Source organism: Agrobacterium sp. a22-2, assembly GCF_012276985.1.
Classification (GTDB): domain Bacteria; phylum Pseudomonadota; class Alphaproteobacteria; order Rhizobiales; family Rhizobiaceae; genus Allorhizobium.
The window spans coordinates 337,648-352,835 of sequence record NZ_JAAXMM010000002.1 but is presented as its reverse complement, the minus strand read 5'-3'; the positions used below and the strand labels follow the sequence as shown (position 1 = coordinate 352,835).

At 58.6% G+C, this 15,188-nt stretch carries 16 protein-coding genes; 9 read left to right on the top strand and 7 right to left on the bottom strand.

Features of this window, described 5'->3' with window-relative positions; all coding sequences use genetic code 11:
- Positions 1-51: 51 nt before the first annotated feature.
- Both HFC70_RS04885 and HFC70_RS04880 read right to left on the bottom strand, forming a co-directional pair.
- On the bottom strand, positions 52-1,686 hold the full coding sequence (locus tag HFC70_RS04885; protein ID WP_168472082.1) for a glycosyltransferase family 4 protein: 1,635 nt from the start codon (positions 1,684-1,686) through the stop codon (positions 52-54).
- A 355-nt stretch (positions 1,687-2,041) separates the two neighbouring features.
- Positions 2,042-2,971 (bottom strand): bifunctional 2-polyprenyl-6-hydroxyphenol methylase/3-demethylubiquinol 3-O-methyltransferase UbiG, encoded by a 930-nt coding sequence (locus HFC70_RS04880; protein WP_168472081.1) that lies wholly within the window; start codon positions 2,969-2,971, stop codon positions 2,042-2,044.
- A 296-nt stretch (positions 2,972-3,267) separates the two neighbouring features.
- Here HFC70_RS04880 and cysD point away from each other — a divergent pair, with 296 nt between their 5' ends.
- The 5 genes from cysD (at position 3,268) to HFC70_RS04855 (ending at position 9,032) form a co-directional block, all read left to right on the top strand.
- Positions 3,268-4,167, top strand: coding sequence for a sulfate adenylyltransferase subunit CysD (gene cysD, locus HFC70_RS04875; protein WP_168472080.1), 900 nt, complete (start codon positions 3,268-3,270; stop codon positions 4,165-4,167).
- Positions 4,167-6,068: a sulfate adenylyltransferase subunit CysN gene (gene cysN, locus HFC70_RS04870; RefSeq protein ID WP_168472079.1), complete on the top strand. Its 1,902-nt coding sequence runs from the start codon at positions 4,167-4,169 to the stop codon at positions 6,066-6,068. Before cysD ends, cysN begins: the two co-directional genes overlap by 1 nt.
- A gap of 6 nt (positions 6,069-6,074) precedes the next feature.
- Positions 6,075-6,857, top strand: coding sequence for a 3'(2'),5'-bisphosphate nucleotidase CysQ (gene cysQ / locus HFC70_RS04865; RefSeq protein WP_168472078.1), 783 nt, complete (start codon positions 6,075-6,077; stop codon positions 6,855-6,857).
- A gap of 163 nt (positions 6,858-7,020) precedes the next feature.
- A complete protein-coding gene (locus tag HFC70_RS04860) occupies positions 7,021-8,052 on the top strand; it encodes a DUF2793 domain-containing protein (protein ID WP_168472077.1) in 1,032 nt (343 codons plus the stop codon).
- Between the two features lie 347 nt (positions 8,053-8,399).
- Positions 8,400-9,032: a sugar transferase gene (locus HFC70_RS04855; RefSeq protein ID WP_368669548.1), complete on the top strand. Its 633-nt coding sequence runs from the start codon at positions 8,400-8,402 to the stop codon at positions 9,030-9,032.
- A 37-nt stretch (positions 9,033-9,069) separates the two neighbouring features.
- Here the strand turns inward: HFC70_RS04855 and HFC70_RS04850 are convergent, their stop codons facing one another.
- Complete coding sequence (locus HFC70_RS04850) at positions 9,070-9,798, bottom strand: LuxR family transcriptional regulator (RefSeq protein WP_168472203.1); 729 nt, start codon at positions 9,796-9,798, stop codon at positions 9,070-9,072.
- 413 nt (positions 9,799-10,211) lie between these two features.
- Between HFC70_RS04850 and HFC70_RS04845 the strand changes: the two genes are divergently transcribed.
- Positions 10,212-10,487: a DUF1153 domain-containing protein gene (locus HFC70_RS04845; protein ID WP_006725852.1), complete on the top strand. Its 276-nt coding sequence runs from the start codon at positions 10,212-10,214 to the stop codon at positions 10,485-10,487.
- A gap of 41 nt (positions 10,488-10,528) precedes the next feature.
- Here HFC70_RS04845 and HFC70_RS04840 read toward each other — a convergent pair whose 3' ends face one another.
- Positions 10,529-10,981, bottom strand: a complete 453-nt coding sequence (locus HFC70_RS04840; RefSeq protein WP_168472075.1) for a paraquat-inducible protein A — start codon at positions 10,979-10,981, stop codon at positions 10,529-10,531.
- Between the two features lie 121 nt (positions 10,982-11,102).
- Here HFC70_RS04840 and HFC70_RS04835 point away from each other — a divergent pair, with 121 nt between their 5' ends.
- Complete coding sequence (locus HFC70_RS04835; RefSeq protein ID WP_168472074.1) at positions 11,103-11,384, top strand: GNAT family N-acetyltransferase; 282 nt, start codon at positions 11,103-11,105, stop codon at positions 11,382-11,384.
- Between the two features lie 122 nt (positions 11,385-11,506).
- Here HFC70_RS04835 and HFC70_RS04830 read toward each other — a convergent pair whose 3' ends face one another.
- On the bottom strand, positions 11,507-11,857 hold the full coding sequence (locus tag HFC70_RS04830; RefSeq protein WP_168472073.1) for a flagellar export protein FliJ: 351 nt from the start codon (positions 11,855-11,857) through the stop codon (positions 11,507-11,509).
- Positions 11,858-12,304: 447 nt separating this feature from the next.
- Here HFC70_RS04830 and ctrA point away from each other — a divergent pair, with 447 nt between their 5' ends.
- Positions 12,305-13,006 carry a response regulator transcription factor CtrA gene (gene ctrA, locus HFC70_RS04825; protein WP_168472072.1) on the top strand — a complete coding sequence of 234 codons (702 nt, stop codon included), beginning with the start codon at positions 12,305-12,307 and terminating at the stop codon, positions 13,004-13,006.
- Positions 13,007-13,153: 147 nt separating this feature from the next.
- On the opposite strand, the gene HFC70_RS04820 is transcribed toward ctrA, so the two are convergent.
- Entirely contained in the window at positions 13,154-13,519 is a 366-nt protein-coding gene (locus tag HFC70_RS04820; protein WP_168472202.1) for a response regulator, read from the bottom strand.
- A gap of 201 nt (positions 13,520-13,720) precedes the next feature.
- Positions 13,721-14,368 carry a histidine phosphotransferase ChpT gene (chpT, locus tag HFC70_RS04815; RefSeq protein ID WP_168472071.1) on the bottom strand — a complete coding sequence of 216 codons (648 nt, stop codon included), beginning with the start codon at positions 14,366-14,368 and terminating at the stop codon, positions 13,721-13,723.
- 195 nt (positions 14,369-14,563) lie between these two features.
- On the opposite strand from chpT, the gene HFC70_RS04810 reads away from it, so the two are divergent.
- On the top strand, positions 14,564-15,154 hold the full coding sequence (locus HFC70_RS04810; protein WP_168472070.1) for a DUF1134 domain-containing protein: 591 nt from the start codon (positions 14,564-14,566) through the stop codon (positions 15,152-15,154).
- The last annotated feature ends 34 nt before the right edge of the window (positions 15,155-15,188 follow it).

Below are 15,188 nucleotides of genomic sequence, written 5' to 3'. Positions count from 1 at the left end.
GGTCAATCCTGTCTCGCTGATTCAGAGGCCCGTGAGGTCTGCCGCGCCCAGCTAGGAGCCGAGCCCCCGGATGATCGCCTGTACTGCGTGATCAGGCGCGAACGTCTGCATCAGCTTCTTCTGAGATGCGTTTCGTCTATCGTATTCCTCGTCAGCGTTGAGTTCGATGCTCCTGAGGCATTCGACAAGCTCCTGCTCGTTATCCGCCACATGCAGATCGCCGACATCACCAAGCGTTTCCGCTCCTTGGCGGTTGGTAATCAGGCTCACACCGGCAACAATTGCCTCGGCATTCTTGAAATTCATGCCGCCCGCGACGAACACCGGCGAAAGGAGCACGTCGATCTTGCCAAAATATCCGGCCAGCGTCTTTACGAAGCCGGCGAGTTCCACAGTATCGTTCAAGAAGGCGAGCTTCCGGATGCTAGGAGCACTGCAAACGCTTCCCGCCACGATAAATTTGCTGGCCGGGCTGAGCCTGCTGACCGTCGGCCACCATTCCTTCAGCACATGCTCCAGTGCAATGACGTTGGCGGGCATGTTGTGGCCAAGAAAGCCAAACGTAAACGGTCGCAGTTCCGGTCGCCTCCGGACACCCATGTAGCAATAGCGGTAGCTGCTGGGACCGACCAGAACCTTTTCCGGCGGCAATTCGGACTTCAGAAGAGCTGCATCTCTTTCCGAGATAGCAAGGACGAAATCGGACGCGCCGAGCAATCGGAGTTCCTCCTTCTTGGAACTGTCCAGGGACAGGGATTGCGCGGAGCCACCACCATGCTCAACCAGCGACAGCGCTCTGAAGAACTGCACGTCATGAGTATCGCAAACCAGCAACTTGCCTTTTGGCTTCGCCGCCAGAACAGCCGGCAGCATCCAAGCATAATTCACATAGATTCCGTCGAAACGTTCCAGTCCAAGCCTTTCGATACATCGACGCAAAGCGCCCGAATTTCGAATGAAGGCCCGATCAACGAACGATTCGGCCACGGGTGTCTTCTGGCTGGACAGCTTGACCATCAAGCGGGCAATGGACTTCTTGATCTCAAGGACGATCCTGCGCCACTTGTCCTGGCCATTGGAAAAATTCGTGCTGTCAACGGCGAAAAGGCTCAGAGCCTGTGCTGCAACGAGGCGCTTGGCATAGGTCGGCCCCGTAAACATCACCGTGACGTCGAGACCGTGATCAACCAATGCGGCAAGCATGCCGATTGCACGACGATGCGACCCCATGGAGACAGGAAAAATGGAGCCGGGGAATAGAAAGAGGATTGTCTTGCCCTCCTTCTTGGCGCGCTGGTAGGGCCAGACGTCACCTTCGAAATTGAATTGGGAGACGCTTCTCAAATCGCATTCGATAATGCTGAAAAGCAGCCCGGTCGGCAGCCCTTCATCCGGTTTCTTCCCGTCGCCTTGATAGACAAGCAGTTCTGTCGGCACATCATAGTCGGCCAGTGTGGCGGCAGGCAATTCAACCATGCCGTCCAATGCTGCCGTCACGTGCCCTAACACGATGACAATTAATCTGAGGCCGGTCATGGCCTGCTTTTCGCGCAAGAAATCAGAGGCCTGACGTGCATTTCGCTCCAAATCAGCAGCACGGAAAACCAGTATGGCCACCTTTTTGAAGGTGTTGATCTCATTGGCATCCAGCACCGAAAAGACTTGGTAGCCTTCTGATTCGCTCATCATTTGGAGTCCTTCCACAACAACAAAGCAGCTCCAAAAATATGAAGCCTTCCGTCGAAATATGCCTCTTTGACAGGAATGCTGTCGCTGATCGGGTTGCGAATATACCCCCTCATTCAGTCGAAAGCTCTGCTGCAGCCACTGGAATCCTTGCTGTCGGGCGCATTAAAATCGATCATTGACCCCTCGCTCCTTCCGTATAGATGGGCAGCACGAAATGCGTGCATAAACGCTCACATTCACAAAGACAACAAAGAATGCGCTCCTGCAGCACGCCGGCTACAACCAGCAATCGCCCCAACGTCAGACCCCGTGCCAATCGGCATCCTAACAAAAATAGCTACCTGTTGAAGAGTCACAAGGAATCGGCTTGGGGTTTGCCGCCTGAAAAGGCCACCATCCGACCATCGAAACCTTCCGAACATCCGGCTGGAAGAAATCGTGAAATCCGGCCTATGTCGCCGGAATCGAATTCGAGCGCCGGCACGATGATCGGGCGGCGGCGCACCAGAACGCTGATATTATAGCCATAGTTCATAACGACAGCATCGGAGCAGTCGTTGCCCGCCAACACCATCTGGTAGAGAACCAAGCCCGCATTCCACAGGGACACATGGCCCCCGACAATCGGGTGCTTGAGCGGCGGAACCGTGATGGCGAGCCAGCCTTCATCGGCGACAAGATCGAAACAGCGCTTCAGGAAGAGGTTGGCATTAGGTTGGTGCTCCAGGACATGGCTGCACCATACCAGATCATACTTGGCGACATCCTGCAGTTCCATGAAATCGCCAATGCTGCGCCGAACACTTGACATGTCGGCCAACTGATCGAGAACCTTGGATTGCCGGGCATAGACCGACACGCCGAAATCGACACAATGCACCTGTTTTCCCGCCAGGGCGAATTGCAGTGCATGCTCGCCGCCGCCGGAGCCGACATCCAGGACACTATGCAACTGTGGCTGCGCCAGCAGATAGGATAAGGCCACGCCGGACTGCATTCCCCGCAGGTCATCCCTCGTCTGCAGCATCCAGTAAGCCACTTCCAGATCCCGCAGGACCCGTTCATCCGGATTGCGAAGCCATGCCGCCTCAAGCACCCGGTAAGCCTCCTCCCACCGTTGCGCCACAAAAAGCAGCTTGCCGTAAAAGGCCTGGGACGCAACATCGGAATCGCCGTCCGCACTGTGTTCACCAAGAATGGCGTCAATGCTTGGCGAATCGAGTAGCCGCACGAACTCCTTCAAGCGGAGGATCAGTCTGTTTTTTTCAGCGGGTGTCGGCATTGCGGGCTCCTCGGGCGTCGAATGGGTCTGGTCGCAGACAGGCAGCGAACAGCAATAGGCTGGAAGCCCGTCGTGAACTTACACAGGTGTTTCCGCTTGGCAAATCTCGCAGCCTGTTCAAAGACATTTTTTGACCGCGATGTTGGGAACAATGCCTTCTCCCTTGCATAGGCCTTGCATCGATAGAGATTTACAGGCTATCGCAGCGGTAAACAGGAATACTGCGGCAAAGCGGACTCGTCATATCGGCAAGCCTGCCAATGTTGCAGGCCAACCCTTAGAACAGAGATTGCCGAATGCCACTTACCCATCTTCAGCGTCTCGAAGCGGAAGCTATTCATATCTTCCGCGAAGTCGCGGCCACGTTTGCCAAGCCGGTGATGCTTTATTCCGTCGGCAAAGATTCCTCCGTCATGCTGCACCTGGCGATGAAGGCCTTTTATCCGGCCAAGCCGCCGTTTCCCTTCCTGCATGTCGACACCACCTGGAAATTCCGCGAGATGATCGCGTTTCGCGACATGATGGCCAAGACGCTCGGCTTCGACCTGCTGGTGCATGTCAATCCGGATGGTATCGAGCAGAATGTCGGCCCCTTCACTCATGGGTCGAGTGTGCACACCCATGTGATGAAGACGCTTGGGCTTCGCCAGGCGCTCGACCAGTACGGTTTCGATGCAGCCTTCGGCGGCGCGCGGCGCGACGAGGAAAAGAGCCGCGCCAAGGAGCGCATCTTCTCCTTCCGCAATGCCCAGCATTCCTGGGATCCGAAGAACCAGCGCCCGGAAATGTGGAAGACCTACAATACCCGCGTCGGGCCCGGCGAATCGATCCGCGTCTTCCCGCTTTCCAACTGGACCGAACTCGACATCTGGCAGTACATTCTGAAGGAAAATATCCCGATCGTGCCGCTCTATTTTGCCGCCAAGCGGCCCGTAGTCGAGCGCGACGGCATGCTGATCATGGTCGATGACGAGCGCATGCCGCTCACCGAGGCCGACAAGGTCGAGGAACGCCTGGTGCGTTTCCGCACGCTCGGCTGCTACCCGCTGACCGGCGCCATCGAATCAGACGCCGATACGCTGGAAGACATCGTGCGCGAAATGCTGACCGCCCGCACATCCGAGCGCCAGGGCCGCATGATCGACAAGGATGAATCAGGCTCGATGGAGAAGAAGAAGCGCGAGGGTTATTTCTGATGAACGCCGTCACCCCCCCCGAATTCCCCAAGGGCGTCGTCGAATACCTGCGCGAGCAGGAAAACAAGTCGCTGCTGCGCTTCCTCACCTGCGGCTCCGTCGATGACGGCAAGTCGACGCTGATCGGCCGCCTGCTCTACGATACCAAGCTGATCTTCGAGGACCAGCTGGCAGCGCTCGAGCGCGACAGCCTGAAGCACGGCACCAATGGCGAGGATATCGATTTCGCGCTGCTGGTCGACGGCCTGGAAGCCGAACGCGAACAGGGCATCACCATCGATGTCGCCTATCGGTTCTTTGCCACCGCCAAGCGCAAGTTCATCGTCGCCGACACACCCGGCCATGAGGAATATACCCGCAACATGGCAACCGGCGCCTCCACCGCCGATCTGGCCATCGTGCTGGTCGACAGCCGCCAGGGCATCCTGCGCCAGACGCGCCGTCATTCCTTCATCGCCTCGCTGCTCGGCATTCGCCACATCGTGCTGGCGGTCAACAAGATCGACCTGGTCGGCCATGACCAGAAGGTCTTTGACCAGATCGTCGCCGACTACATGGAATTCGCCAAGGATCTCGGCTTTGCCTCTGTGCAGCCGATCCCGCTGTCGGCCCGCTTCGGCGACAACGTCTCCAGCCGTTCGACCAAGATGCCCTGGTATATCGGCCCGGCACTGCTGGAACATCTCGAAACCGTGCCGATCGAGAACCTCTATATCGACAAGCCGTTCCGCTTCCCGGTGCAGCTGGTGTCCCGCCCCAATCTCGATTTCCGGGGTTTTGCCGGCCAGGTCGCCTCGGGTTCGATTTCGATCGGCGATGCGGTGACGGTGGCGAAATCCGGCCAGTTGTCGAAGATCAAGGACATCGTCACCCAGGACGGCTCGCTTGCAACCGCCGTCGAAGGCCAGGCCGTCACCATCGTTCTGGAAGACCAGATCGAAGTGTCACGCGGCAACATGCTGGTGGCGCCTGACAACCGTCCGCATGTCGCCGACCAGTTCCAGGCGCATATCATCTGGTTCGATGCCAATGCGCTGATGCCGGGCCGCAGCTATGTGCTGCGCAGCGAGACCGACAGCGTTGCAGCGACGGTTACGACGTTGAAGCACAGCATCGACGTCAACACCTTCGCCCATATGGCCGCCAAGTCGCTGCACATGAACGAGGTCGGCGTCTGCAATATCTCGACCCAGACGCCGATTGCCTTCGACAATTATGCTGACAACCGCATTACCGGCAATTTCGTGCTGATCGACCGTTTCACCAATGCCACGGTCGCCGCCGGCATGATCGATCATCCGCTGCGCCGTGCCGACAACGTCCACTGGCAAGCGCTTGACGTCAACCGCAAGTCACGTGCCGAACTGAAGCACCAGCGCGCCGGCGTGGTCTGGTTCACCGGCTTGTCCGGCTCCGGCAAGTCGTCGGTTGCCAACAACCTCGAAAAGCTGCTGCATGCCGAAGGCAAGCACACCTACATGCTTGACGGCGACAATGTCCGCCACGGGCTGAACCGTGACCTCGGCTTCACCGACGAGGACCGCGTCGAAAATATCCGCCGCGTCGCCGAAGTCGCCAAGCTGATGGCCGATGCCGGCCTGATCGTGCTGGTCTCGTTCATCTCGCCGTTTAGGTCCGAACGCCGCCTGGCGCGCGACCTGATGGAGCCCGGCGAATTCATCGAAGTGTTCATCGACACGCCGTTCGAGGAATGCGTGCGCCGCGACCCGAAGGGCCTCTACAAGAAGGCATTGGCCGGCGAGATCGGTAATTTCACCGGTATAGATTCGCCCTATGAGATCCCGGAAAACCCGGAATTGCATCTGAAGACGGTCGGCCATACGCCGGAGGCGCTGGCCATGCAGATCGCCGATTTCCTGATCAGCAACGCAAAGGACTGAACGACCATGCTGGCAATCTTTGAAACGACGGCGTTGGCCGCCGGACGAGCCATTCTCGATGTTTACAACGCAGGTCCGAATGTCACGCTGAAGGCCGACGCTTCACCGGTGACGGAAGCCGATGAGCGGGCCGAAGCGATCATCCTCGAGCATCTGGCCAAGGCCTTTCCGGACATTCCCGTTGTGGCCGAGGAAGCGGTCGCTGCCGGCCACATCCCGCAGACAGCGGGCCGGAGCTTCATTCTGGTTGACCCGCTGGACGGCACCAAGGAATTCATCAACAAGCGCGACGATTTCACCGTCAACATCGCGCTGATCGAGGCCGGCGTTCCGGTTGCCGGCATCGTCTACGCGCCGGCCAAGGGTGTCGCCTATATCGGCTCGAAGGCTGGCGCCGAAAAACTCACGATCGATGCTGATTTCACCGTCACCGATCGCAAGCCGATCACCATCCGCAGACACGAAGGCGCACCAATCGCCGTGGCCAGCCGCTCGCACAACAGCCCGGAAACCGAAGCCTTCCTGCGCGACAATGGCGTTGCCGATTACAAGTCGGTCGGCTCCTCTCTGAAATTCTGCCTGCTAGCGGAAGGCCATGCGGATGTCTATCCACGCTTCGGCCGCACCATGGAATGGGATACGGCAGCGGGCGACGCCGTGTTGCGCGCTGCCGGCGGCATCACACTCGGCCTCGACGGCCAGCCGCTGCCCTATGGCAAAATCAGCCAAGCCACCGATTCGGATTTTGCCAATCCGTTCTTTGTCGCCTGGGGCGAAAAGCGCGGCTGATCCCAAGACATCACGACATCATCCGCCCCGCATCGGAAAAACCGATCGCGGGGCGGATGCGCTTTCGGCCATTGGCAATCTTTTCAAGCCGCAAACCCGCCGGTCGTCCCCATCCCCGCGCCTCGCTCCATAATGCTCCCGACGCCAACCCGCGGAGCAAACCATGTCGGACACCACAGCCAATCTCGCCCTTCCCTATATCCTGCCGTCCCAGGCGCAGAAGCATGTGACGCATAACGAGGCCCTGCAGCGCCTCGACGCGGCGGTACAGCTGGTTCTGGCCGCACACCTCGCCACACCACCGGAAGACCCGAGCGAGGGCGCCTGTTATGCCATCACCACGCCAACTGCGGGCGCATGGAGCGGCAAGGCCGGACAGGTGGCGCTGCGCCAGGACGGGGCCTGGATCTTCCTGCAGCCCCGCCATGGATGGCGGGCCTACGACCTGGCGAACCAGCATCCGGTCGTCTTCGTCGATGGCCAATGGACCGATCCGCCGCTGCCGCAGGATCCAACGGTCTCGACGCTTGGCGTCAGCGCTTCCGCCGATGTCGTCAACCGTCTGGCGGTCTCCTCGCCGGCAAGCCTGCTGAACCATGCCGGCAGCGGCCATCAGTTGAAGATCAACAAGGCCGGGCCATCCGACACCGCCTCCCTGCTCTTCCAGTCGAACTGGCAGGGATGCGCCGAATTCGGCCTGGCCGGCTCCGACGAGTTCGCAATCAAGGTCAGCGCCGATGGGTCCCTGTGGAAAACAGCCCTGGCCATCTCTGCGGACGGCCATGTCCGCACCGCCCACCGGCCCCTGGTCCGCGCCGCTCTTGCGGACAGTTCCTTCACACCGGCAAACGGCAGCCAGACAGGCTTCGACACGCTTCACCTCCAGCAGGGCGGCTTTTCGCTCGGCCCGGCTCTGCCCTCCGGCCACGGCAGCAGCCTGGTGGTACCAGCCGATGGCATCTATCTGCTCAGCGTGCATCTCAGCATTCTGACTTCGTCCGGCCACGGCTTGGAATTGACCCTCAACGACAGCACGATCCTGGCCACATGCCAGGGCACGGGCGGCCCCGTGACCCAGTCTCTGACGGCCTTGGCGGCCCTATCGGCCGGCGACCGGCTGACGCTCTCGCACACCGGCACGGCGCAAGTGCAGTTCGGTTACGGCAAGACCGAACTTGCGGCGGCGATGCTCTAGCTCCGGATCCTTCCAGCACCTGGAACGTTAGGCCTCGCTTCATAAAGTGAGGTCGCAGCCACGCAAAACATCAAAGAATTGCAGCTTTGTTGCAGTTAATGAATCATTCAGAAACAACGTGTGCCACACATCGTCACACTTGCTTTGTGGGTTAACCAATTATTAAGAATAAGAATGACTTTACCACGGGTCTAATATATTCAAGTCGCATTGACGAGAAGCGAACAGTGATAAACCAGGGTCGGATTAAGAACTTGAGTATCCCCCAAACACATAATCGCGCGGCTACACGTCCTTTTGATTTTGAGGGCAATAGCGATTGTCTTGCCGAGTTTTATGGCAAGAATATACTTTCTGCTAAAAACAAAGCAGGAAGCGCTCATTTTTTCGCCAAAAGAATTCTGGATATCGTCGTATCTCTCGCAGCATTGATTCTGCTGCTGCCATTTTTGTTGGCAGTTGCATTGATTATCCGCCTCGACAGCCCAGGACCGGTACTGTTCACCCAGACCCGTTGGGGCAAGAATTGCGCGAAGATCCGTGTTTATAAGTTCCGCTCCATGCGCACCGACCTCTGCGATCAGTCCGGCGTACAGCAAACCGTGGCTGGTGATCCCCGGGTGACCCGGATTGGCGCAATCATCCGCCGGACCAACATCGATGAACTGCCGCAGCTCTTCAACGTGCTGAAAGGGGACATGTCGCTCGTGGGCCCGCGCTGCCACGCCATCGGCATGCTGGCGGCCGGTCGCCCTTACGAGGAGCTTGTGCCCGATTACCATCGCCGCCACGCCATGCGCCCCGGAATGACCGGCCTGGCGCAGATGCGCGGCCTGCGCGGCCCGACGGAGCGCCCGCGAAAGGCGCGCGCCCGCATTGCCTGCGACCTGCACTATATCGACAACTTCTCGATCTGGATGGACCTGCGCATCATCGTCGGCACGGTCCACGCCGAACTGACCGGCGGCAACGGCTTCTAGAAACCGGCCAAAGACCGAAAGCCGATCGCCCTGTGTGTCAGAGCAAGCGATACCGGCAGGCCCGCGCCACCGCCTGCATCCGGTTGACGGCATCGAGCTTGCGCATGGCGCTCTTCAGATAGCTCACCACCGTATGGGCCGAAATGTTGAGGATAATGGCGATCTCTTCGCTGCTCTTGCCGGCCGCCGACCATTTCAGACATTCCAGTTCGCGTGCCGAAAGACGCTCGCGCGGGCCTTCCTGGGACCGGATGCTGTTGAAACAGGTGTCGAGCAATTCCATGCAACCGAAATAGAGCGCGGAAATCTCGCTCTGCTCCGGCCTATCCTTGGTGCCCGAGAACACGAAGATATACTGGTTGAGTTCGGCATCATGCAGCGAGAAGGCCAGATTGTCGTGCAGGCCGACGATCAGGAATTCGCTGTCGAGTTTCTCCGCCATTTTTGACGAGCGATTGGAAAACAGCCCCTTGCGGGAAAAGGCCGGAAGAATGCTGTCCTTGAGGCGCGAGACCAGCGTGCTGATGCCGAACATGTCGCTGGCGCCGTAGCTGTCCTTCAGGGCGCGTGGCCAATTGCTCATCAGATGATTGGTGACAAAATCGATCCTGTCGCCCTGAGGAAACCGTGTGACCAAAAAGAAGTCAAAACCGGCATTGCGCGCCAGCGAGTGGAATTGCCGGCCGACGGCGCTAAGGTCGCGGGTGCCGCCATCGGCAACCCCGCCGGCGGCATCCGGGGCCGCCCCACCATATGTCGATTCCATCACTCTCACTGTCGCTTCCCCTTCGCGCCGACGAGCCTATGTCTTTGGCCTGACGGCGACCTGAAACGCTTCAACGCCCAGAAAGGAACCATTTCCCTTCCGGACTCCAAACTCGATTTTTGGAATTATCCGTGGCCGCACCACGACAGCGTCAATTAAGATTAGGAACCGGACGCTTCAGTTCTTCTGGCCCTTTTACTCTAATTTTAAAATAAAAATAACTCTAATTTAGCATAACTCCTATGCAACTGCCGCAAGTTTACGCAACGGCAGGCAAAGGCCCTCACAAGCCGGAATCCGGTTCTGCGAACTCGCTCAATTTATTAGCAAATTGTTACGACGGGCTTAGCCAAATTTTAAAGGTGCGCCGCTAGGATGCGCTTCTGTGGTCTTGAGTATGTGTAGAGAGTCCAATGACCGAAATGATACGCCCCCGAGTAAAATATGTCATCGGTCCCGATGGCAGCCCTTTGACGATTGCCGATTTGCCGCCTGCCAACACCCGCCGCTGGGTCATTCGCAGAAAGGCCGAGGTCGTCGCTGCCGTTCGCGGTGGATTGCTGAGCCTGGAAGAGGCTTGCGAGCGTTATACATTGACGGTCGAGGAATTCCTGTCCTGGCAGTCATCGATCAATGATCACGGCCTGCCCGGTCTGCGGACCACCCGGATCCAACAATACCGCCACTGATTTCTTGATACAGTCGGGTATTTTATTTTTTTGAGATACGATCAGGCCGTCCTGCGCAGCAGGACATTCAACAGCCCGGCCATCACGGACGAGATAGCATAGAACCAAAGGCCTGGCTGAGTGAAAGCGCTTGCCAGGCCGCTGGTCTTGGCTGCGAAGATGACGATGGCCACCAGCATGACATCCATCATCGACCACTTCGACAGATGCGGCACGATCCGCCGCACCAGTGCGGCGGCAGCGCCGGTGTCGAGAGGCGCCAGCGCTTCAGCCATCAGCCCGATCATCTTGACCACGGGAAAGACGATCGACACCAGACCGACCAGCACGGCAAGTCCCGGTGATCCATTTTGCCACAGCGACAGCACGATACCGATCAGCGATGGGTCCTCGCTGAAGAAATAGAGTTTCTCAAAACGGACCAGCGGCAGCACCAGTCCGAGCGCCAGGCAGAACGGTGTCAGCGCCAGCATCGCGGATTTCACCCAGATCATCGGATACCCCACCCTCGCCTGGCCATCATCGGCCGTGCCGCAGGATCGGCCGGTCCGACATATCTTTGCCGTGCGAATCGACAGATGTTAAGGCAGCACGATCCAAACGGCGGAGAACGATATGACCATCATCCATGAAGAAACCAAGTCCGGCGGGCGCTATCTCCTGGGGACGGAGGAACCGCGGGCGCTGATGACCTATTCGCGCAGCTCTCCCCAGTTGATCATCATCGACCATACCGAAGTGCCCGACAGCATGCGTGGCCAGGGCGCCGGTCAGGCGTTGGCCTTGCATGCGGTGGAGGAAGCCCGGCGCGGCGGCTGGAAGATCATACCGCTCTGCCCGTTTTTTCACGCCCAGGTCGACCGCCACCCCGACTGGCAGGATGTGATCAAACGCTGATGCTGGCGCCCGCAGCACCTGCGGCTGCAGGCGCCTGACAGCGCGCGGACGGCAAATGCCGCCGCCGCGGACAGCCAGAGGCCGCCGCGGAGTTTGAAGTCATGGCTTCGGGGCGTAGAGCTCTACGCCCGGACGCGCATCTGGCCGTCCCGCTCCTCGAGCGCCGCGGCCTTGGCATATTCGGCCTCCGCCTCCTCCAGCGCCAGGTCGGCTGCCTCCTGCTGAACCTTCAGTTCCCGGATGGAGATCTGAAGATTGTCGGCCCGCTGGCGCGCGGCCTTGGCAAAAGTCGGGTAGGCGAAGTGGTTGGGGTCGGTAATCCCGGATTTCTTCTCTTCCACGGTGATCTGGTTTTCCAGGTCCTTGGACATGCGCTCAAATTCCGACATCATCAATTGCAGCTGCTGCAACTGCCGACGCTTTTCGGTGACCTGAAAACCTTTCAGGCGCACCAGGCTCTCACGCGACTTCATACGCAATACTCCCGTGATGCGAGATGGCCCGCTTTCACACGCTTTACAAATGCGCCCGCACGCAAAAAAACGAATCACCAGCGAAAAAAATCGGCGGCGTTAACAAAAAACTACCGTTGGTAACCTTTCGTTTACGGGCATCGTTAATGATAAGGAGGATCACTTAAGGGTCAGTAAATGCCAGGGTCTAAATATGGGCCAATGACAATGATGAGTCATTTGAATCGGTTAAGGGTAAAGCCTGACAATCCGATTCATCTATGGCAATGGCGAAATCGCATTCAAAATCAGGAGACTGCTCTAATAATTTAATAAATTCGATACACCTTGCCAGAGGGAATCAGAATTTGTTAACCATTTGGTGGCAGCCTTCAAATCAGGCAACGACTGGATCCGTATCGCGTAGGGGGCCAATACGACCTGTCGGCGGCGGTAAAGGGGATAATTATGCGGGTTCTACTCATCGAAGACGACAGCGCGACAGCGCAGAGCATCGAATTGATGCTCAAATCCGAGAGTTTCAACGTCTACACGACGGATCTCGGGGAAGAAGGCGTCGATCTCGGCAAGCTCTACGACTACGACATCATTCTACTGGATCTCAACCTGCCGGACATGTCCGGTTACGAAGTGCTGCGGACGCTTCGTCTCTCCAAGGTTAAGACCCCGATCCTCATTCTCTCCGGCATGGCCGGCATTGAAGACAAGGTTCGCGGCCTTGGGTTCGGCGCCGACGACTACATGACCAAGCCGTTCCATAAGGACGAACTGGTGGCGCGCATCCATGCGATCGTGCGCCGTTCGAAGGGCCACGCCCAGTCGATCATCATCACCGGCGAACTGATCGTCAACCTGGATGCCAAAACTGTCGAAGTCGGCGGCCAGCGCGTTCACCTGACGGGCAAGGAATACCAGATGCTGGAGCTGCTTTCGCTCCGCAAGGGCACCACGCTCACCAAGGAAATGTTCCTGAACCACCTCTACGGCGGTATGGACGAGCCGGAACTGAAGATCATCGACGTTTTCATCTGCAAGCTGCGCAAGAAGCTGGCAAATGCTGCCGGTGGTGCCAATTACATCGAAACCGTCTGGGGCCGCGGCTACGTTCTGCGCGAACCGGACGCTGCCGAGTACATGGAAACCGCCTGACCCTTTAAGACCCCTGCCGATACAACCAAAAAGCCTGCCCTTCGGGGCGGGCTTTTTGACGTTTGCGGCAGCCCGTCCGTCAAGAATGCGAAAAGCCGGGCGTGTCCTACACGCCCGGCTTTTCGACTGTTTCAGATGGGAGAATTTTCAGGCGGCGATACGATCGCTAAAGATCGTCGTCAGGATCTTGCGATCGAACGGCTTCAGCAGGAAATCGTTGGCGCCGGCACGCTTGCCCATCATCATGGTCTTGAGACCGGCCTCGATGACGCAATAATAGATGCGCACACTCTTGCCTTCCGGCAGGGCGCGAATATTGGCGATGAGATCGAGAGCGCCTTCAAGGCCTGCATCGACGATGACGATATTGGGCAGTTCGCTTTCGCAGCGCATCAGCGCTTCGCGCGCCGTCGGCGCTTCCACCACCAGAAAACCAAGCTCAGATAGGATTTTCTTGCCCACCTTGCGAACGACATCCGACGAGTCAGCGATCATCAAGCGTTGCATGTCCATCTCCATCTTTGCCACGCTGCAACCTGCAGACGCGGGACCTCCGTATAAAGTGTAGAGCCATTCGACTAACGAAAGGTTACCGCCGAATGTCCCGTTTCGCACCACCCCGGCGCGGCTATCGTCGGCGCAATCCATCAAAAAAGGGGCGATCGCCCGCCCCCCTTGCCCCCATCATGATGGGATGGGCCAGCCGGCCGCTGTTCAGGCCGCCACTGTCTCGGCCGTGAAGACGATTTCTTCTTCGGTGGCCACGTATTTCAGCTCCATGCCCGACTCCTCGGCCAGCAGCACCGTGTAATACGGCTGGATCGAATGGGCATCGACGGCCTCGTCGAGACGACCAGCGCAGATTTCCGCAAATTTCGCAGGAACCCGCATCATCCGGCCGCGTGCCGCCAGGCGGAACTTCGCCTTGTCCTCCGGATCCTCCAGCGTCACGTCGATCACGCCGCCCCTTGGGATCGCGCTGTAGGCGACGAGAAACAGGTTGAGCAGCAGCTTCACCTTGTTCTTGGCAATGATCGACCGCGGCCCCGACCAGGTAACCTCGGCCTTCTTCTCGGCCGCAGCAAAATCCTTGGCGGCCTTTTCGGCCTCGCCCGTGTCAATCGAAGCCCCGACCGAGCCGGACGCACCGAAAGCCAGGCGCGCGAACTTCAGGCGAACCGAGGCATTGAGCGCGCTGGTGCGGATCAGATCCATGGCATCGGCATCGGCGCCGCCCTCATCGAGCAGTTCCAGGCCGTTGTTGATCGCGCCGACCGGCGAAATGACGTCGTGGCAAACCCGGCTGCACAACAGCGCCGCGAGATCAGGACCAGCAAGGGTAAGCGTGGGATTCTTCAGCATCGAGTTCTCCTGAACTGCGGGATCGGCACATATCGGCTTCAGTTGCCACGCTTATCAAGCGCGCGCATCTGGCCGGATGCCATTGCCGCCATAATGACACCATATTTGGTAAACCGATTATTAAGACGATCGAAGCAAGATACGCCAACCTGTCTCAAGGACAGCCCTTTATATTGACTTTGGATGGAGGACGCCATGCGCCTTGTCAGAATTCGCGGGACCGCTCGTCTTTGCCTGCTCGTTGCGGGCCTTCTGCTGTCCGCCCTGACGTTGAACCCACGGCACGCCGAAGCTGTCGACAACGGCCAGTACTCTGTTCAGGAAGTGGTGGATGCCGGCCACGGTTTCTTCGGCTCGACCAGCGGCGCGCTCGCCAAGGTGCTGGAAAAAGCCTTCCAGCAATACGGCCTGCCGAACGGCTACATTCTCGGCCAGGAGGGCTCCGGCGCCTTTATCGCCGGCCTGACCTATGGCGAAGGCATGCTTTACACCAAGAATGCCGGCCAGCACGATGTGTTCTGGCAAGGCCCCTCTCTTGGCATCGACTATGGCGGCAACGGCACCCGGTCGATGATGCTGGTCTACAATCTGCCAGCCGTCGACAATCTGTTCACCCGGTTCGGCGGCGTCAGCGGCTCGGCCTATGTGGTGGCCGGCGTCGGCATGACCGTGCTGAAATCGAACGATGTCGTGCTGGTGCCTATTCGAACCGGCGTCGGCGCCCGCCTCGGCGTCAATGTCGGCTATCTCAAGCTGACCCGCTCGCCCACCTGGAACCCATTCTGATTGCTTTATAATGTCGAAAAGCCCGCCGCCGGCG

What these genes read in the sequence shown, in the direction of transcription:
- cysN (WP_168472079.1), top strand. Translation starts at nt 4,167, where the DNA reads ATGAACGCCGTCACCCCCCCCGAATTCCCCAAGGGCGTCGTCGAATAC.
- HFC70_RS04860 (WP_168472077.1), top strand. Translation starts at nt 7,021, where the DNA reads ATGTCGGACACCACAGCCAATCTCGCCCTTCCCTATATCCTGCCGTCC.
- cysD (WP_168472080.1), top strand. Translation starts at nt 3,268, where the DNA reads ATGCCACTTACCCATCTTCAGCGTCTCGAAGCGGAAGCTATTCATATC.
- HFC70_RS04850 (WP_168472203.1), bottom strand. Translation starts at nt 9,798, where the DNA reads ATGGAATCGACATATGGTGGGGCGGCCCCGGATGCCGCCGGCGGGGTT.
- HFC70_RS04810 (WP_168472070.1), top strand. Translation starts at nt 14,564, where the DNA reads ATGCGCCTTGTCAGAATTCGCGGGACCGCTCGTCTTTGCCTGCTCGTT.
- chpT (WP_168472071.1), bottom strand. Translation starts at nt 14,368, where the DNA reads ATGCTGAAGAATCCCACGCTTACCCTTGCTGGTCCTGATCTCGCGGCG.
- HFC70_RS04820 (WP_168472202.1), bottom strand. Translation starts at nt 13,519, where the DNA reads ATGGACATGCAACGCTTGATGATCGCTGACTCGTCGGATGTCGTTCGC.
- HFC70_RS04830 (WP_168472073.1), bottom strand. Translation starts at nt 11,857, where the DNA reads ATGAAGTCGCGTGAGAGCCTGGTGCGCCTGAAAGGTTTTCAGGTCACC.
- HFC70_RS04880 (WP_168472081.1), bottom strand. Translation starts at nt 2,971, where the DNA reads ATGCCGACACCCGCTGAAAAAAACAGACTGATCCTCCGCTTGAAGGAG.
- HFC70_RS04835 (WP_168472074.1), top strand. Translation starts at nt 11,103, where the DNA reads ATGACCATCATCCATGAAGAAACCAAGTCCGGCGGGCGCTATCTCCTG.
- ctrA (WP_168472072.1), top strand. Translation starts at nt 12,305, where the DNA reads ATGCGGGTTCTACTCATCGAAGACGACAGCGCGACAGCGCAGAGCATC.
- cysQ (WP_168472078.1), top strand. Translation starts at nt 6,075, where the DNA reads ATGCTGGCAATCTTTGAAACGACGGCGTTGGCCGCCGGACGAGCCATT.
- HFC70_RS04885 (WP_168472082.1), bottom strand. Translation starts at nt 1,686, where the DNA reads ATGAGCGAATCAGAAGGCTACCAAGTCTTTTCGGTGCTGGATGCCAAT.
- HFC70_RS04845 (WP_006725852.1), top strand. Translation starts at nt 10,212, where the DNA reads ATGACCGAAATGATACGCCCCCGAGTAAAATATGTCATCGGTCCCGAT.
- HFC70_RS04840 (WP_168472075.1), bottom strand. Translation starts at nt 10,981, where the DNA reads ATGATCTGGGTGAAATCCGCGATGCTGGCGCTGACACCGTTCTGCCTG.